16 protein-coding genes are annotated in these 15,469 nt (G+C 59.6%); 12 read left to right on the top strand and 4 right to left on the bottom strand.

What is annotated here, in order from left to right:
* On the top strand, nucleotides 1–1,368 hold a 1,368-nt coding region (locus BM152_RS19115), incomplete at its 5' end, for a hypothetical protein (protein ID WP_158527935.1).
* A gap of 73 nt (nucleotides 1,369–1,441) precedes the next feature.
* Here the strand turns inward: BM152_RS19115 and BM152_RS00850 are convergent.
* Nucleotides 1,442–1,681 (bottom strand): DUF2842 domain-containing protein, encoded by a 240-nt coding sequence (locus tag BM152_RS00850; RefSeq protein WP_066603198.1) that lies wholly within the window; start codon nucleotides 1,679–1,681, stop codon nucleotides 1,442–1,444.
* 4 nt (nucleotides 1,682–1,685) lie between these two features.
* A complete protein-coding gene (locus BM152_RS00845; RefSeq protein ID WP_066603195.1) occupies nucleotides 1,686–2,981 on the bottom strand; it encodes an adenylosuccinate synthase in 1,296 nt (431 codons plus the stop codon).
* 201 nt (nucleotides 2,982–3,182) lie between these two features.
* Here BM152_RS00845 and secG point away from each other — a divergent pair, with 201 nt between their 5' ends.
* Together secG and BM152_RS00835 are read left to right on the top strand one after the other, a co-directional pair.
* Nucleotides 3,183–3,545, top strand: coding sequence for a preprotein translocase subunit SecG (gene secG / locus BM152_RS00840; RefSeq protein ID WP_066603192.1), 363 nt, complete (start codon nucleotides 3,183–3,185; stop codon nucleotides 3,543–3,545).
* Nucleotides 3,546–3,762: 217 nt separating this feature from the next.
* Nucleotides 3,763–5,406 (top strand): CTP synthase, encoded by a 1,644-nt coding sequence (locus tag BM152_RS00835; protein WP_066603190.1) that lies wholly within the window; start codon nucleotides 3,763–3,765, stop codon nucleotides 5,404–5,406.
* A gap of 103 nt (nucleotides 5,407–5,509) precedes the next feature.
* Here the strand turns inward: BM152_RS00835 and BM152_RS00830 are convergent, their stop codons facing one another.
* Nucleotides 5,510–5,743 carry a hypothetical protein gene (locus BM152_RS00830; protein WP_066603188.1) on the bottom strand — a complete coding sequence of 78 codons (234 nt, stop codon included), beginning with the start codon at nucleotides 5,741–5,743 and terminating at the stop codon, nucleotides 5,510–5,512.
* 134 nt (nucleotides 5,744–5,877) lie between these two features.
* Complete coding sequence (locus tag BM152_RS00825; RefSeq protein WP_066603186.1) at nucleotides 5,878–6,507, bottom strand: FMN-binding negative transcriptional regulator; 630 nt, start codon at nucleotides 6,505–6,507, stop codon at nucleotides 5,878–5,880.
* Between the two features lie 310 nt (nucleotides 6,508–6,817).
* Here BM152_RS00825 and ppk2 point away from each other — a divergent pair, with 310 nt between their 5' ends.
* The 9 genes from ppk2 (at nucleotide 6,818) to BM152_RS00780 (ending at nucleotide 15,346) form a co-directional block, all read left to right on the top strand.
* On the top strand, nucleotides 6,818–7,729 hold the full coding sequence (gene ppk2, locus BM152_RS00820; RefSeq protein WP_066603184.1) for a polyphosphate kinase 2: 912 nt from the start codon (nucleotides 6,818–6,820) through the stop codon (nucleotides 7,727–7,729).
* Nucleotides 7,730–7,887: 158 nt separating this feature from the next.
* Nucleotides 7,888–8,328, top strand: a complete 441-nt coding sequence (locus BM152_RS00815) for a tellurite resistance TerB family protein (protein WP_066603730.1) — start codon at nucleotides 7,888–7,890, stop codon at nucleotides 8,326–8,328.
* Nucleotides 8,329–8,524: 196 nt separating this feature from the next.
* The gene (locus BM152_RS00810) at nucleotides 8,525–9,316 is read left to right on the top strand and encodes an ABC transporter ATP-binding protein (RefSeq protein WP_066603181.1); all 792 of its coding nucleotides are present in this window, start codon (nucleotides 8,525–8,527) and stop codon (nucleotides 9,314–9,316) included.
* A 29-nt stretch (nucleotides 9,317–9,345) separates the two neighbouring features.
* Nucleotides 9,346–10,065, top strand: coding sequence for a transporter substrate-binding domain-containing protein (locus BM152_RS00805; protein ID WP_066603176.1), 720 nt, complete (start codon nucleotides 9,346–9,348; stop codon nucleotides 10,063–10,065).
* Between the two features lie 79 nt (nucleotides 10,066–10,144).
* On the top strand, nucleotides 10,145–11,035 hold the full coding sequence (locus tag BM152_RS00800) for an ABC transporter permease (protein WP_082715371.1): 891 nt from the start codon (nucleotides 10,145–10,147) through the stop codon (nucleotides 11,033–11,035).
* Nucleotides 11,032–11,838: an ABC transporter permease gene (locus BM152_RS00795; RefSeq protein WP_066603171.1), complete on the top strand. Its 807-nt coding sequence runs from the start codon at nucleotides 11,032–11,034 to the stop codon at nucleotides 11,836–11,838. Before BM152_RS00800 ends, BM152_RS00795 begins: the two co-directional genes overlap by 4 nt.
* A 9-nt stretch (nucleotides 11,839–11,847) precedes the next feature.
* On the top strand, nucleotides 11,848–13,191 hold the full coding sequence (locus tag BM152_RS00790; RefSeq protein WP_066603169.1) for a glutamine synthetase family protein: 1,344 nt from the start codon (nucleotides 11,848–11,850) through the stop codon (nucleotides 13,189–13,191).
* A 107-nt stretch (nucleotides 13,192–13,298) separates the two neighbouring features.
* Nucleotides 13,299–13,994 carry a type 1 glutamine amidotransferase gene (locus BM152_RS00785; protein WP_066603163.1) on the top strand — a complete coding sequence of 232 codons (696 nt, stop codon included), beginning with the start codon at nucleotides 13,299–13,301 and terminating at the stop codon, nucleotides 13,992–13,994.
* On the top strand, nucleotides 13,994–15,346 hold the full coding sequence (locus BM152_RS00780) for a glutamine synthetase family protein (protein WP_066603160.1): 1,353 nt from the start codon (nucleotides 13,994–13,996) through the stop codon (nucleotides 15,344–15,346). The genes BM152_RS00785 and BM152_RS00780 overlap by 1 nt, the downstream gene beginning before the upstream one ends.
* Nucleotides 15,347–15,469: the final 123 nt, after the last annotated feature.

Here is a 15,469-nt window from a genome sequence, read left to right as displayed (position 1 = left end):
GAAGCCGAAGCCGAAGCCGAAGCCGAAGCCGAAGAAATGTCCAGCACGGCCGCGCCATTTCAAGAGGCTGCGGCGATTATTTCCGAAATGAATGCGGAAATCGCCAACGAAAACAGTCAGGTCGAGGTTGCCGAAGATATCATTGAGGAAGTTTCCGAGGACGATGCAAAACTCGACAACATCCTGTCCTCGCTGACCGCGGAAGACGAAGAGGCCGAAGACACCGCCGCCGCGCCCCATGAGATGGACCCGAATCTGGCCGCCGACATCGCGGAGTCTGCCGCTGCGGTAGAGGATGCCATTGAGGACGAGACGGCTGATCTGGCCGACGATCCGCTCAGCCGCGTGCGGGCGCGTATGGAAAACATGCCGCAAGCCGAAGAGGTGGAAGAGGCCGTTGCAGAAGGTGAGATCATCGAAGCAGAGGTGCTTGACGCCGACGAAGCCGAAGATGACGACATCACCTCCACCCTGCGCCGCGAACTCGGGGCGTCTTCGCTCGACGAAGAAGCCGAAGAAGACCTGATGCGCGAACTCGCAGAGGTTGCCGCCATCGCTGCCGAACCGGAAACTGCGGAAGAAGACGCGCTGGACGACGACGACGCGCCGGAAGTCCTCTTTATGGAAACCGACGAGAGCGACGACAGCGAGGATGACGAGGATGCGGACAATGTGTTCGACACTTCCGACGCCTCTGTGTCGCGTCTTCTGGACGAGACGGATCGCGAAATGGCGAAAGGCGAAAACACCCGCCGCCGCAATGCGATCGAACATCTGAAAGCCGCCGTGGGGGCTATTCGTGCGGAGAAATCCGGCGCGAAGGACGCCTCCGACGAAAACGATGCGCAGGAGTATAAAGAAGACCTCGCCCGCGTCGTCCGTCCGACCCGTCCCGAAGGCGGTCACAAGACCCGCCGCAAACTGCCGCCGCTGATGCTTGTGTCCGAACAACGGATCGACCCGCCGGCGGACCTGCCCAGCGGCGCAGACATCACACCGGTGCGCCCGCGCCGTGTGTCGCGTGCTGCTCTGGCCGTTCAGGAAGCCGAAAACTTTGACGAAGCGGATGCAATCGCCAAGGTGGCCCCCGAAAAAGACACGACGTTTACGGAGTTTGCCGAAACGCTCGGGGCCGAGAGCCTGCCCGAACTGCTCGAAGCCGCAACCGCATTCTCCAACTTTGTGCAGGGCCGCGAAACCGTGACCCGTCCGCAGATCATGCATCTGGCACAAGAGGCCATGCCCGAAGACATGCCGGTCGAGGAACGCCTGCGCTCCTTCGGCCAGCTTCTGCGCCAAGGCAAGATCCGCAAGCTGAGCCGTGGCAGATTCGCCGTGGCTGAAAACACACGGTTCAAACTGCGCTAACGCCGTTCAAAACACAAAAAAGAGGCCGCCCGTTGAGGCGGCCTTTTTCGTATTCTGTTGACAAATCCGCAGTTTAGCGCGGCTCGTCCTGATCTTGCGGCGCGTCGGGGTTGGCTTGGCCAATCCCTTTGAACACGGCCTTGAGCGGGAAGGCCCAGAGCACACCGAGCCCGACATAGATCAGAAGCTCGACCCAGATCGTCGGGCGCTCGATCTGGTTCACCAGTGTCACGGCCAGCACGATATAGGCGGGCAGCCCCAACACGAGAATCAGAAGCGACAGACGACGCCGGTTTTTGTAGCTCAGGGCCATGCGATCAATCCGCGAAAGGATCGGTTACAAGGATCGTGTCCTCGCGTTCGGGGCTTGTGGAGAGCAAGGCCACCGGACATTCGATCAGTTCTTCGACGCGGCGGACATATTTCACCGCATTGGCCGGAAGGTCGTTCCAGCTGCGCGCGCCTTCGGTCGACTCGGACCAACCCGGCATTTCCTCATAGATCGGTGTGCAACGCGCCTGTTCGTCGGCTGCGGTCGGCAGATAGTCGAGCTTTTTGCCGTCCAGCTCATAGCCGACACAGATTTTCAGCGTTTCGAACCCGTCCAGAACGTCGAGCTTGGTGAACGAGATCCCCGTCACGCCGGAGGTGGCGCAGGTCTGGCGCACAAGGGCGGCATCGAACCAGCCACAGCGGCGCTGACGTCCTGTCACCGTGCCGAACTCGTGACCGCGCTCGCCAAGGCGTTGACCGTCGGCGTCTTGCAATTCGGTCGGGAACGGCCCTTCGCCCACGCGGGTGGTGTAGGCTTTCACAATGCCGAGGACATAATCAATCGCGCCCGGCCCCATGCCAACGCCTGTCGCGGCTTGACCGGCGATCACGTTCGACGAGGTCACAAAGGGATAGGTGCCGAAATCAATGTCAAGCAGCGCGCCTTGCGCCCCTTCAAACAGGATGCGTTTACCGGCTTTGCGTTTCTCTTTGAGAACCTTCCAGACCGGCGCCGCGTAGGGCAGGATTTCCTTGGCGATCTCTTTGAGATCATTGATCAGACGCTCGCGGTCCACCGGCGCAATGCCGAGGCCCCGACGCAGCGGATCATGATGCTGGAGCGCACGGTCCACACGGGCGATGAGTGTTTCTTCGTCGGCCAGATCGGCCACACGCACAGAACGGCGGCCCACTTTGTCTTCATAGGCCGGTCCGATACCGCGACCGGTGGTGCCGATCTTGGTGCCTTTGCTGGCGGCTTCTTCGCGGGCGCGATCAAGCTCGCCGTGAATCGGCAGGATCAGCGGCGTGTTTTCGGCGACCATCAGGGTCTCCGGCGTGATCTCGACGCCCTGCTCGCGGATTTTGGCGATCTCGTTGACCAGATGCCACGGATCGAGCACGACCCCGTTGCCGATCACCGACAGCTTGCCGCCGCGCACCACACCCGAGGGCAATGCGTTCAGCTTGTATACTTTTCCATCAATGACGAGCGTGTGGCCCGCGTTGTGTCCGCCCTGAAAGCGCGCAATCACATCTGCGCGCTCGGAGAGCCAGTCCACGATCTTGCCTTTTCCCTCGTCACCCCATTGGGCGCCGACAACGACGACGTTAGCCATAGTGAGTCCTTATGAACGGATGAAACCCGTCGCTGTATAACGGTCCCGACGGGGTGATGAAACCCTTATCTGGGACGCCCCGCCCCGCGTGCATTTCGCCACCAATCGCACGGAACCCGACAGAAGGGACCAGATCGGGGTTGCGTGATGCCCATAGACCACTTAAGTAGCCCCATCGAACGACCCCTAAAGGCCTGATCCATGGAAAATGTCATTCTCGTTGTCCACCTGATCCTCGCGCTCTGCCTCATTGGCATCGTGTTGCTCCAGCGTTCCGAAGGTGGCGGCCTTGGTATGGGCGGTGGCGGCGACGTCATGACCGGCCGTGCGGCTGCGACCGCATTGGGCAAGATGACATGGATTTTTGCCATCGGCTTTATTGCCACGTCCATCACCCTGACGGTTCTGGCCCGCAAGGAAGCGGCATCGAGCTCCGTGATGGATGGTGTTGCGGTTGAAGAGGTTCTGCCGGCCGACGAGGGAAGCCCCGCGTTGCCGTCGGGCTCCGATCTTTTGCCGCCGAGCACGACCGACGCACCTGTCGCTCCGCCGCGCGCCGACTGATCTAAGCATCAGATTTAACAAGACCTTGAGGGTTGAGGGGAAAATCCCCTCAACATGTTGCGGTTTGGTTGCACGGGATGGCCGAATCTGTTACTTCTTAAATCCCGTGAACCACGTTGTTTTGAGCAGGGGTCAGCCGGTCGACGAGATCGGGTAAATGGCCATTGGAACAACGTAAAAACAAGAATTCGGACTATCACGGGAGCATCTCCAGCCCATGGCACGCTACGTTTTCATCACCGGCGGTGTGGTTTCTTCTCTTGGCAAAGGCCTCGCCTCTGCCGCGTTGGGCGCATTGTTGCAGGCCCGCGGCTATTCGGTCCGCCTGCGCAAGCTCGATCCTTACCTGAACGTCGACCCCGGCACGATGAGTCCGTTCGAGCATGGCGAGGTGTTTGTCACCGACGATGGCGCGGAAACCGACCTCGATCTCGGGCATTACGAACGCTTCACCGGTGTTTCGGCGCGGGCGACAGATTCGATTTCCTCGGGCCGCGTCTACACAAATGTGCTGGAGAAAGAGCGCCGTGGCGACTATCTGGGCAAAACGATTCAGGTGATCCCGCATGTCACCAACGAGATCAAGGACTTCCTCGCCGTGGGTGATGACGAGGTTGATTTCATGCTCTGCGAGATCGGCGGCACCGTGGGCGACATCGAAGGTCTGCCGTTCTTCGAGGCCATCCGCCAGTTCGCACAGGACCGCCCGCGCGGCCAGTGTATCTTCATGCACCTGACGCTGCTGCCCTATATTGCCGCATCGGGCGAGTTGAAGACCAAGCCGACCCAGCACTCCGTGAAAGAGCTGCGCACCATCGGGTTGCAGCCGAACGTGCTGGTCTGCCGCTCCGAACATCCGATTCCGGAGAAGGAACGCGAGAAGATCGCGCTGTTCTGTAACGTCCGCAAAGAGGATGTGATCGCCGCGCCCGATCTGAAATCCATCTACGAGGCCCCGCTGGCCTATCACCGCGAGGGGCTGGATCAGGCGGTGCTCGACGCGTTCAGCATCGCGCCTGCGCCCAAACCCGACCTGTCCACATGGCATGACGTGGCCGACCGGATTTTCAATCCCGAAGGCGAGGTCAAAGTCGCCATCGTCGGCAAATATGTCCAGCTTGAGGACGCTTATAAATCCATCGCAGAGGCGCTCACCCACGGCGGCATGGCCAACCGTGTGAAGGTCAAAGTTGACTGGGTAGATGCGGAAACCTTCGAACACGAAGACCCCGCCCCCTATCTCGAAGGCTATGACGCCATTCTGGTCCCCGGCGGCTTTGGCGAACGCGGCACAGAGGGCAAGATCAAAGCGGCGCAATTCGCCCGTGAACGCAAGGTGCCCTATCTGGGTATCTGCCTCGGCATGCAGATGGCCGTGATCGAAGCGGCACGCAATCTGGCGGGAATCGAATCCGCAGGCTCCGAAGAATTCGACCACGAAGCAGGCAAGAAACGGTTCGAGCCGGTGGTTTACCACCTCAAGGAATGGGTGCAGGGCAATCACACCGTGCGCCGCAAATCCGACGACGACAAGGGCGGTACCATGCGCCTTGGTGCCTATACGGCGACGCTCAAAGAAGGCTCCAAAGTGGCGGAGATCTATGGCTCGACCAAGATCGAGGAACGCCACCGTCACCGCTACGAGGTGGACACGAAATATCGTGAGAAGCTCGAAGAATGCGGGCTGATCTTCTCCGGCATGTCGCCGGACGGACGCCTGCCGGAGATCGTCGAGGCCAAGGATCACCCGTGGTATATTGGTGTGCAATATCACCCCGAGCTGAAGTCGAAACCTTTCGCTCCGGCCCCGCTCTTCCGCGATTTCATCCGCGCGGCAAAAGAAAACTCGCGGCTGGTGTAAAAGCCTGTCGCAACGGTTTGAAAGGCGCTCTTCGGGGCGCCTTTTTTATGGCCTGATTTATACCCTGTAACCTTGCGGCAGGCATTCGTGTTTGCGAAACGCTTTAGTGCAGGCTCAAGATCACTTCGATGTCACGCAGGGAAAGACGCTGCATCAAATGCCGTTCTTCACCGTTAAGCGATTTGCCCGCTTCGATCTGGTCCTTGAGCAAGACCGCGATTTCAGGCGTGGATTTGTAATAGAATTCCGGCTTCGCCTCGCTCAACTCTTTCACGAGACGGGTGAGAACCTTTTTCTGTTTCTCGGAATCAAGCTCGTTTTTCTTATCCTGAAGCATGGCGTAAACCTTTCGCGTTCATTTCGCGTTCATTGTGAGTCGCGCAGTGTGAATCGGAGAGCGACTCTTGAGCTTTGACTCTAGGGCTTTGCGGGTTCAATACAAACGCGCGCCGGAGGATGCGGCACGCTGCCTCATGTGCGCACGGAAAAGCTGGCCAGCGCCTGCGCCAGATCGACGCCCTGCTCGCCCGCCCCCATAAGCCCCTCATAGGTGCCTCTCTGGTCCTCGGCGGAGCGGTGTTGATTGACCTTCCACTTGCCTTCCAGCCGCTCGGCGGCAAATCGCAGCCCGATGATGCCCCGTTTCAGCGCAGCGATATAGGGCACGGGCGCATCGGCCACAGACCACGGCTCGGCCCGTCCGGCCTCGTGGCGATGGGTCAGCGCGTTGAGATGCCCGCCAAGTTCGGCCGCCCCGTCAAACGTCTCGAAAGCCCCGTGAGCATGGACCACGATATAGGACCATGTCGGCACAACTTTGCCGTGCTCCTGTTTGGACGGATAGAAAGACGGCGAGACATAGGCTTGCGGACCCTGAAAGATCAGGACAGAGCGCACACCGGCCAGTTTCCATTGGGCGTTGGCGCGGGCCATGTGGGTCTCGATCACCGTCTGCCCCGCCTCCTCGCGCAGCACAACGGGAAGATGGCTGATCTCGATTCCCTCGGCATGGGGCGTCACAAGGGCGGCAAAACCGATCTCGGCCATCGCATGGCGCAGGGTTTCGGGGTCGTCGATGGCGGATTGGTTCGGTCTATACATGGCGTCCTACTTTGCTGGTGCCCGTGTCACAGATGTCATAGGCCTTTGCGTGACAGGCCTAACATGCCGCCCGCCCCATCGCACTTGTTTTCGCGGTCTTTTCGAGCGCCCGGTTTTCTCGACCGCTGCCCGCGATTGCGGCATCCTTGGTTATTTGGTCGCACAGAGGGCTGCATTCCTTTTCCATCAAGAAACCGTCATGTATGCATGGTTAAAGCATTTCAAAAGACAACGATGCCCGCTTGGGCCGGATCAGCCGTTTGCGCGGTCGATCTGGCCCAATACGCAAAGAGAAAGGACGGAGCAGATCATGAGCTTTGATAAGGACGCCCAGGACTGGCTGGAAGCGGAACTCGCAGACACGCTGGACGAGGAGTGGGAAATCGAGCTTGAGGACTCCATTCTGTCGCGGGAAATCAAGAAGATTTACATGAAAGAGCATCCCGACATGCTCGATCGCTCTGTGTATTTCCGCGAATTGTTGCGCCTTCAGGCGGAGTTGATCAAGCTGCACGACTGGGTCGAGCAGACGGGTCAGAAGATCGTTGTGCTGTTCGAAGGCCGCGATTCTGCGGGTAAGGGCGGCGTGATCAAGCGGATCACCCAGCGTCTCAACCCGCGTGTTGTGCGTGTGGTCGCGCTGCCTGCGCCTTCGGATCGTGAAAAGAGCCAGTGGTATTTCCAACGCTATGTGCCGCACCTGCCGGCGGCGGGGGAAATGGTGCTGTTCGATCGCTCGTGGTATAACCGTTCCGGCGTCGAGCGCGTCATGGGCTTTGCCGACGAAGATCAGGTCGAACAGTTTTTTCAGGACGTTCCCGAATTTGAACGCATGTTGGTGCGCTCCGGCATCAAGGTCGTGAAATACTGGTTCTCGATCACCGACGAGGAACAGCAGATGCGATTCCTCATGCGGATCCACGACCCGATGAAACAGTGGAAACTGTCCCCGATGGACCTGCAATCGCGCATCCGTTGGGAGGATTACACCAAGGCCAAGGAGGACACGTTCTTCCGCACCAATATCCCCGAAGCGCCGTGGTATATCGTCGAGGGCAATGACAAGAAACGTGCGCGTCTGAACTGCATCGACCACCTTCTGTCGCTCTTCGATTACGAGGAAATCCCGCATGAAGAGGTGCAACTGCCCGAACGCGTCTACAACAAGGACTACGAGCGTGCGGTGTTGCCGCCGGAGCTTTATGTGCCGAAGAAATACTGATCCGGCCTGAGGCTTTGATCCAGACCCCGACGCCCGCAGAGAGTTTGCGGGCGTTTTCTTTTGGCGGGCATCATGCGCGATCCGCCACGCGGGAACGTGAACGGTGTGTCGGCGGCACGCCCCTTTCCCTGCGCCCCGCCCTGCCCTATATGGCATCTATGTTTGGTGATTTTCTCAAAACCCTGCTGCAACCGGCGCCCGCGCCCCTGCAAGACACAGACGCCCGCCGCGCGATGGCCGCGCTTTTGGTGCGGGTGGCGCGCTCTGACGGGCATTATGCTCCCGAAGAGGCCGAGCGCATCGAAAAACTGCTGCGGCAGCGTTATGGGCTGGGGCCGTTCGAGGCCGCGAGTTTGCGCGCCGAGGCCGAGCAGCTCGAATCCGAAGCCCCCGACACCGTGCGCTTCACCCGTGCGCTCAAGGAGGCCGTGCCCTATGAGGAGCGCATCCATGTGATCGAAGGGCTCTGGTCCGTGGTGCTGGCCGACGGGGTGCGCGATCAGGACGAGGATGCGCTGTTGCGGCTGGTGGCCAATCTGCTGGGCGTGAAGGATCAGGACAGTGCGCTGGCACGCCAACGGGTCGAGGCCGATCTCTGATCTCCCGCGCATCGAGAATCGCCGTTTTCCGCGACCGGTAGCACCCGTTTCGCCGCTGTCTGCACCGAAAACCACAAGCGCGGAGCGCCCAAGCCCTGAGCGATACGGGGCGGTTTGATCAAAAAAATGGCGATACGCTGGGGCAATCTGCTGATGATTGTTGCATCTGCCAAAGCTTTAGCCCTAATTCTTGTCGATGCTGACCAAAGATTCAAATTCCGCAACACCCGTCATCGAGATTCGTGATTTGCACAAATCCTACGGTGATCTCGAAGTGCTCAAAGGCGTGTCCATGATCGCACCCCGCGGCCATGTCACCTCGCTCATCGGGTCTTCGGGCTCCGGCAAATCCACGCTTTTGCGCTGTGCCAACCTGTTGGAAGACAGCCAGCAAGGCGAAATCATCTTTAATGGCGAACCGATTTTGTGGAAGGGCGCAGGGCTTGACCGGCGTCCGGCGGACCGCAAACAGGTGACACGCATCCGCACCAACCTCTCTATGGTGTTCCAGCAGTTCAACCTCTGGGCCCATATGACCATCCTGCAAAATGTCATGGAAGCGCCGGTCACGGTCATGGGCCGCGACAAGGCAGAGGTCGAGGAAAAGGCACGGATGTATCTCGACAAGGTGGGCATCGGCGACAAATGCGATGTCTATCCGGCGCAGATGTCCGGTGGCCAGCAACAACGCGCCGCGATTGCCCGTGCGCTGTGCATGGAGCCGCAGGCGCTTTTGTTCGACGAGCCGACATCGGCGCTTGATCCCGAGCTTGAACAAGAGGTCATCAAGGTCATCAAGGCGCTCGCCGAAGAAGGCCGCACCATGATCATCGTGACCCATGACATGCGCATGGCGGCGGATATTTCCGACCATGTCGTGTTCCTTCACAAAGGGCTGATCGAAGAAGAGGGCCACCCGTCCGATCTCTTCGGCAATCCCAAATCCGAACGGCTCAAACAGTTCCTCAGCGCGACTGTTCCGGCCTAAACAAAAGCGCTATCAACGGGAGACTTCACATGAAAAAACTGATCCTTTCCGCGGCCGCCCTTGCCCTTGTGGCAGGTGCCGCTTCCGCCGAAACCGTCCGTCTGGGCACCGAGGGCGCCTACCCTCCGTATAACTACATCGACGATAACGGCGAAGTGGCCGGTTTCGAACGTGTTCTGGGGGACGAGCTTTGCGCCCGCGCCGAGCTTGAGTGCGAATGGGTGACCAACGACTGGGATTCGATCATCCCGAACCTGCTTTCGGGCAACTACGATGCCATCATCGCGGGCATGTCCATCACCGAAGAGCGCAAGGAAAAGATCGACTTTTCCCAAAACTACACCCCACCCTCCTACTCCGCCTATGCGGCTCTGAGCGAAGATGCGGATCTTGAAGGTGGCGTGATCGCGGCTCAGGCCTCCACCATCCAGTCGCAGCACATTGTCGACAGCGGCGCGACCCTGCTTGAATACCCGTCCTTCGAAGACAGCCTTGCCGCAATGGTCTCAGGCGAAGCCGACGCTGTTTTTGCAGACAAGGACACGCTTGTGCCGGTCGTTGACGAAGGCTCTGCCATGTGGGTCGGCGAAGACATCGCGCTGTCCGTCGGCATCGGCATGGGGTTCCGCAAATCCGACCCCGAGCTGCGCGCCAAGTTTGATGCCGCCATCGCGTCCATGAAAGAAGACGGCACGCTCAACGAAATGATCCTCGAATATCTGGGCGAAGACAGCCCCGTCTTCGAATAATCATTTCCCGAGTTTCAAACACAGACGGGGCGTTCACGCGCCCCGTCCTTTGACCAAGCCCCCTGCGAACAGGTGTCCCATCTTTTTCTATTGCGCTGATCCCGACACGCTGGACCGCCTTGCGTGGTTGAGTTGTTATATGACAACCGGAAAGCACATGGCTTTCTACACCTCCTTCGGGACGGGGTTGTTGCTTTTGGCAATCACGGCCCCTCTGGCTCTGGGCTTCGGCTTTATGGCCGCAAGCGGGTCACGCGCGCATTTTACGCCGGTCAGATGGCTCGCCAATATCTATATGGCCGTGGTGCGCGGCGTGCCCGACATCGCGTTTTTCCTCTTCTTCGTGATCGCACTCGATCAGGGCATCGAATGGATGCGCCACCAGATGCTCTGCCCCGACTGGGATCAACCGATCCGTCAGGGCAATGATTTCATCGTCTGTCAGGCCGCCAAGATGCCGCAGAACTCCGCCCCCGAAATGTATCACCAGATTTACGGCTTTGCGCTGGCGGTGCTGACCTTTGCCATCGTCTTTGGCGCATTTGCAGGCAATGTTCTGGCCGGTGCGTTCAAGGCGGTGCCCTACGGGCAGATCGAAACCGCAGAAGCCTATGGCATGACCAAGCGTCAGGCGTTTTGGCGGATCATGGTCCCGCAGATGTGGACCTATGCCCTGCCGGGTCTGTCGAACCTCTGGATGGTGCTGATCAAGGCCACCCCACTGTTGTTCCTGCTTGGCGTCGAGGATGTGGTCTATTGGGCACGCGAACTGGGCGGGACCAAGACCGCACGGTTCACCGACTATCCGCATGGCGACTGGCGGATGTATTACTTCTTCGCCCTGCTCGTCTTTTATCTGTTGTTCACGAAAGTCTCCGAAATCGTGCTGACCCGCATCAACCGCAAACTGTCACACGGTCAGGCCACCGCCGCAGGTGAAGCCATGCGCAAAGCGGAGGCCACATCATGAGCTGTGCCGAGACCATCTCGACCTATGCCCTGCGCTCGCTGGGCATCGGGGAGCGCCTGTTGCCGCGCTCCGACATTACCCTGTGCGAACAGTTCACCCTGATCGGCTCGGGGATGTTGTGGAACATCTATTTCGGGCTGCTCGCCATTGTTCTGGGCTTTTTCACGGCGCAGGCCATCGCGCTGGCCAAAGCCTCAAACACCAAGGCCGTGCGCAAATCGGCCGAGTGGTTCATCTTTATCTTCCGTGGCTCGCCGCTCTTCATCCAGTTTTTCTTCGGCTATTTCGTCTTTCTCTCCATCAAGCAATCCGTTCCGGCATTCGGCGACCTGACCGACGCATGGCTGGGGGCCGCGATTGTCCTGTGGCTCAACACCACCGCCTATTCCGCCGAAATTTTCTACGGTGCGCTCATGGCCGTGCCCAAGGGCGACACGGAGGCCGCCGATGCCTACGGGTTTTCCGGCTGGCCACGATTTCGCCGGATCGTCTGGCCTACGATGCTCCGGCTCGCATGGCCGGCCTATACGAACGAGGCGATCTTTATCTTTCACTCCACCACGCTGGTGTTCGTCTCCGGCTTTCCGGCGATCCAGCAAAAGGGCGATGCGCTCTATTACGCCTCCTACTTTGCCGACAAGACGTTTAACCCTTTCATTCCCTACCCGATCCTTGCAGGCTATTTTGTGTTGGTGACGCTTTGCATCATCACCGTCTTTGGTCTGATCGGCAAACGGCTCAACCGTCACCTGCCGCAGGCACGGGATGAACGACCGAAGTTTATGGCTCAAATATTCAGATAGTGTGCAAAAATGATCTCCCCCCATGGTTGGCTGGCCCAGAACCCTCACATCAAAACCATCCGCGTTGCGGCAACTGATCTGAACGGGCAAGCGCGAGGCAAGAGAATGTCCGCGCGATATGCCGACAAGGTGGAGACCGAGGGCACGCGCTTTCCGCTTTCCGTGCTGAACCTCGACATCTGGGGCGAGGACATCGAAGACAGCCCGCTGGTGTTCGAGAGCGGCGATCAGGACGGGGTGCTTTTGCCGACGGAGCGGGGCTTTGTGCCGATGCCGTGGCTGGAAAGCGCCACCGCGCTCTTGCCGATGTGGATGTTCAAGGAAGACGGACAGCCCTTTGACGGTGACCCGCGTCAGGCTCTGGCCCGTGTGCTGGAGCGCTACAAGGCCAAGGGGCTGACTCCGGTGGTTGCCACCGAGCTGGAATTCTACCTGATCGACGACAGCTCGCGCCAGTTGCGCGTGCCGCGCTCGCCACGGTCGGGCAAGCGGCGTCCGGGGGCGGAAACCCTCGCCCTGCGTGCCCTTGATGCGTTCGACCTGTTCTTCACCGATCTCTATGACGCCTGCGAGGCGATGGACATTCCCGCCGACACCGCGATTTCCGAGGCGGGGTTGGGTCAATTCGAGATCAATCTGGTCTATTCCCCCGATGCCCTGAAAGCCGCCGATGATGCGTGGCTGTTCAAACTTCTGGTCAAGGGGCTAGCCCGCAAACACGGGTTTGCCGCCTCCTTCATGGCGAAACCCTATGACGAATATGCGGGCAACGGGATGCACACGCATTTCTCGATGCTCGACGAGACAGGCGAAAATATCTTTGACGACGGCTCCACCGCAGGCACCGACATGATGCGCCACGCGATTGCGGGCTGTCTTGCCGCGATACCGGATTCGACGATCCTTTTTGCGCCACATGGCAATTCCTATGACCGGCTGGTGCCCGGCTCACATGCGCCGACGCGGATTTGCTGGGGCTATGACAACCGCACCGCCGCCGTGCGTGTGCCCGGCGGATCGCACAAGGCACGCCGGATCGAGCATCGGGTCTCCGGCGGGGATGTGAACCCGCATCTGATGATTGCGGCCATTCTCGGCGCAGCGCTCATCGGCATGGAAGACAAGATGAAAGCCCCGCCGCCCATCACCGGCAACGCCTATGCGCAAACCCTGCCGGAAATGCCGGGCAACTGGGGCACCGCGATTGACACATTCGCCGCCTCGCCGCTGATGAAGCGGATCTTCCCCGAAGAGCTTGTGCGCAACCTGACGCTGACCAAACGTCAGGAGCTTCGCGACTGGACGGAACTCAGCCCCGAAGAGCAGGTCGAACTGTATCTGGACACGGTTTAAGCCTGCCTGCATATTTTTGATCAAATTTCACCGCTCACCCCTGTTCCCCTCTTGTCGGGATCAGGGCGAGCCGCTACCGTCACATCAGTCCAATCAACTGGTGACTCATGAAACTCGGCATTCTGCAATGCGGACACGCGCCTGACCCCGTCGCGCAAATTCACGGGGACTTTCCACTGATGTTCAAACGGCTCTTTGACCGTCCCGATTTCTCTTATGAATATTGGGATGTGGAGCATATGGATTTCCCGAAAGGGCCGGAAGACGCCGATGCGTGGCTTCTGACCGGTTCGAAACACGGGGCCTATGAGGATCATCCTTTTATCGAACCGCTCGAAGAGCTGATCCGCGACATCCATGCCTCCGGTCGCCGGATGCTGGGCATCTGTTTCGGCCACCAGATCATCGCCAAGGCGCTTGGCGGCACGGTGGAGAAATATAAGGGCGGCTGGGCGCTCGGGCGACAGAGCTATGACATTGCGCCCTTGGGCCGGATCCATCTCAACGCATGGCACCAGGATCAGGTGACACAGCGCCCCGAAGGTGCCGAGGTGCTGGGCGGCAACGATTTTTGCGAAAACGCCGCGCTGGTTTACGATGACAGCATCCTGACCATCCAACCCCATCCGGAACTGCGCCCGAATATCATCTCCGCCTATCTCGACGCGCGTGCAGATGATCCGACCTACCCTGCCGAGCTTTTGGAACAGGCCCGCGCGGAAAATGACAAGCCGACGGATGACCGACGCTTTGCCGACCTGATGGCGGCGTTTCTGGAACACGGGCGGGAGGCCCTGACGTAATGGAGTTTCTCGACCAACTGCCCGAAGCCGCGCTGGACTATCTCGAAGGGCGCAAGCTCGACGAGGTGGAATGTATCGTCGCCGATCTCTCCGGCATCGCTCGTGGCAAGGCCATGCCCGCCGCGAAATTCGCCAAACAGAAACATTTCTACCTGCCCAATTCGATCTTTCTGCAAACCATCAACGGCGACTGGGTCGAAGATGCAGAAGCGCCCTTCACCGAACCCGATATGGTTCTGGTGCCGGACTATTCCACCGCCACAGCCGCGCCGTGGACCGGCGACTGGACCTTGCAAGTCATCCACGATGTGGTGGATCAGCAAGGCGAGATGATCCCCACCGCCCCGCGCAACGTGCTCAAACGTGTGGTTGATCTCTACCGCGCCCAAGGTTGGGAGCCGATTGTTGCCCCCGAGATGGAATTCTTTCTCGTGGCCCGCAACGTGGACCCGAACCAGCCGGTCGTGCCCCCCATCGGACGCTCTGGCCGTCGCGCCGCCCAGCGTCAGGCCTATTCCATGTCGGCCGTGGACGAATACGGACCGATCATTGACGACATTTACGACTTTGCAGAGGCGCAAGGTCTTGAGATCGACGGCATCCTGCAAGAAGGCGGCGCCGGTCAGATCGAGATGAACCTGCGCCACGGCGATCCGGTGAAACTGGCCGATGAAATGTTCTATTTCAAACGCCTCATCCGCGAGGCCGCCCTGCGGCACGACTGTTTTGCGACCTTCATGGCCAAGCCCATTCAGGACGAACCGGGATCGGCTATGCACATTCACCACTCTGTCGTGGACAGCAACACGGGCGAGAACATCTTTTCCAACCCCGACGGCTCGGAAACCGAGGCGTTTTTGCATTTCATCGCGGGGCTGCAAAACCATCTCGCCTCCACCATCGCCATTCACGCCCCCTATGTGAACAGCTACCGCCGCTACGTCCGCGACTTTGCCGCCCCCATCAACCTCGAATGGGGCCGCGACAACCGCACCACAGGTCTGCGCGTGCCGATCTCCGGACCGGAAGCACGCCGGATCGAGAACCGCCTGCCGGGGATGGATGTGAATCCCTACCTGTCGATTGCCGCCTCTCTGGCCTGTGGCTATCTCGGTCTTATGGAGCGCCGCGAACCACGGGACGAATATGTGGGCGATGCCTATGCCTCCGCCGATGGCATCCCCGAAACCCTGTCCCGTGCGCTGGACCTACTGGAGAACGCCACCCAGATGCAGGAGGTATTGGGGCCGGACTTCGTGCGAGTCTATCTTCAGGTCAAACGCGCCGAGAATGACGCCTACCTTCAGGTCATCAGCCCGTGGGAACGCGAGCACCTCTTGCTCAACGTCTGAACGCGCAAAATGAAATACACAGGTTTCTAGGGGAGCTCCGGCTCCCCTTTTTCTGTCTCTTTTCTGTCTGTCCCGCATATGAAGGTTTTGCGAAAACCCGCCGGTCCTCCGGCCGGACGCTGG

Source organism: Celeribacter halophilus (assembly GCF_900114135.1).
In the GTDB taxonomy this organism is placed as follows: Bacteria; Pseudomonadota; Alphaproteobacteria; order Rhodobacterales; family Rhodobacteraceae; genus Celeribacter; species Celeribacter halophilus.
Note: the sequence above shows the minus strand (reverse complement) of the source record. Positions and strands in the feature narration are given on the sequence as shown.

Coding starts and splice junctions, on each gene's coding strand:
- BM152_RS00830 (WP_066603188.1), bottom strand. CDS start 5,743: ATGCTTCAGGATAAGAAAAACGAGCTTGATTCCGAGAAACAGAAAAAG.
- BM152_RS00815 (WP_066603730.1), top strand. CDS start 7,888: ATGTTTGGTGATTTTCTCAAAACCCTGCTGCAACCGGCGCCCGCGCCC.
- BM152_RS00780 (WP_066603160.1), top strand. CDS start 13,994: ATGGAGTTTCTCGACCAACTGCCCGAAGCCGCGCTGGACTATCTCGAA.
- BM152_RS00795 (WP_066603171.1), top strand. CDS start 11,032: ATGAGCTGTGCCGAGACCATCTCGACCTATGCCCTGCGCTCGCTGGGC.
- BM152_RS00785 (WP_066603163.1), top strand. CDS start 13,299: ATGAAACTCGGCATTCTGCAATGCGGACACGCGCCTGACCCCGTCGCG.
- ppk2 (WP_066603184.1), top strand. CDS start 6,818: ATGAGCTTTGATAAGGACGCCCAGGACTGGCTGGAAGCGGAACTCGCA.
- secG (WP_066603192.1), top strand. CDS start 3,183: ATGGAAAATGTCATTCTCGTTGTCCACCTGATCCTCGCGCTCTGCCTC.
- BM152_RS00850 (WP_066603198.1), bottom strand. CDS start 1,681: ATGGCCCTGAGCTACAAAAACCGGCGTCGTCTGTCGCTTCTGATTCTC.
- BM152_RS00790 (WP_066603169.1), top strand. CDS start 11,848: ATGATCTCCCCCCATGGTTGGCTGGCCCAGAACCCTCACATCAAAACC.
- BM152_RS00835 (WP_066603190.1), top strand. CDS start 3,763: ATGGCACGCTACGTTTTCATCACCGGCGGTGTGGTTTCTTCTCTTGGC.
- BM152_RS00845 (WP_066603195.1), bottom strand. CDS start 2,981: ATGGCTAACGTCGTCGTTGTCGGCGCCCAATGGGGTGACGAGGGAAAA.
- BM152_RS00825 (WP_066603186.1), bottom strand. CDS start 6,507: ATGTATAGACCGAACCAATCCGCCATCGACGACCCCGAAACCCTGCGC.
- BM152_RS00805 (WP_066603176.1), top strand. CDS start 9,346: ATGAAAAAACTGATCCTTTCCGCGGCCGCCCTTGCCCTTGTGGCAGGT.
- BM152_RS00810 (WP_066603181.1), top strand. CDS start 8,525: ATGCTGACCAAAGATTCAAATTCCGCAACACCCGTCATCGAGATTCGT.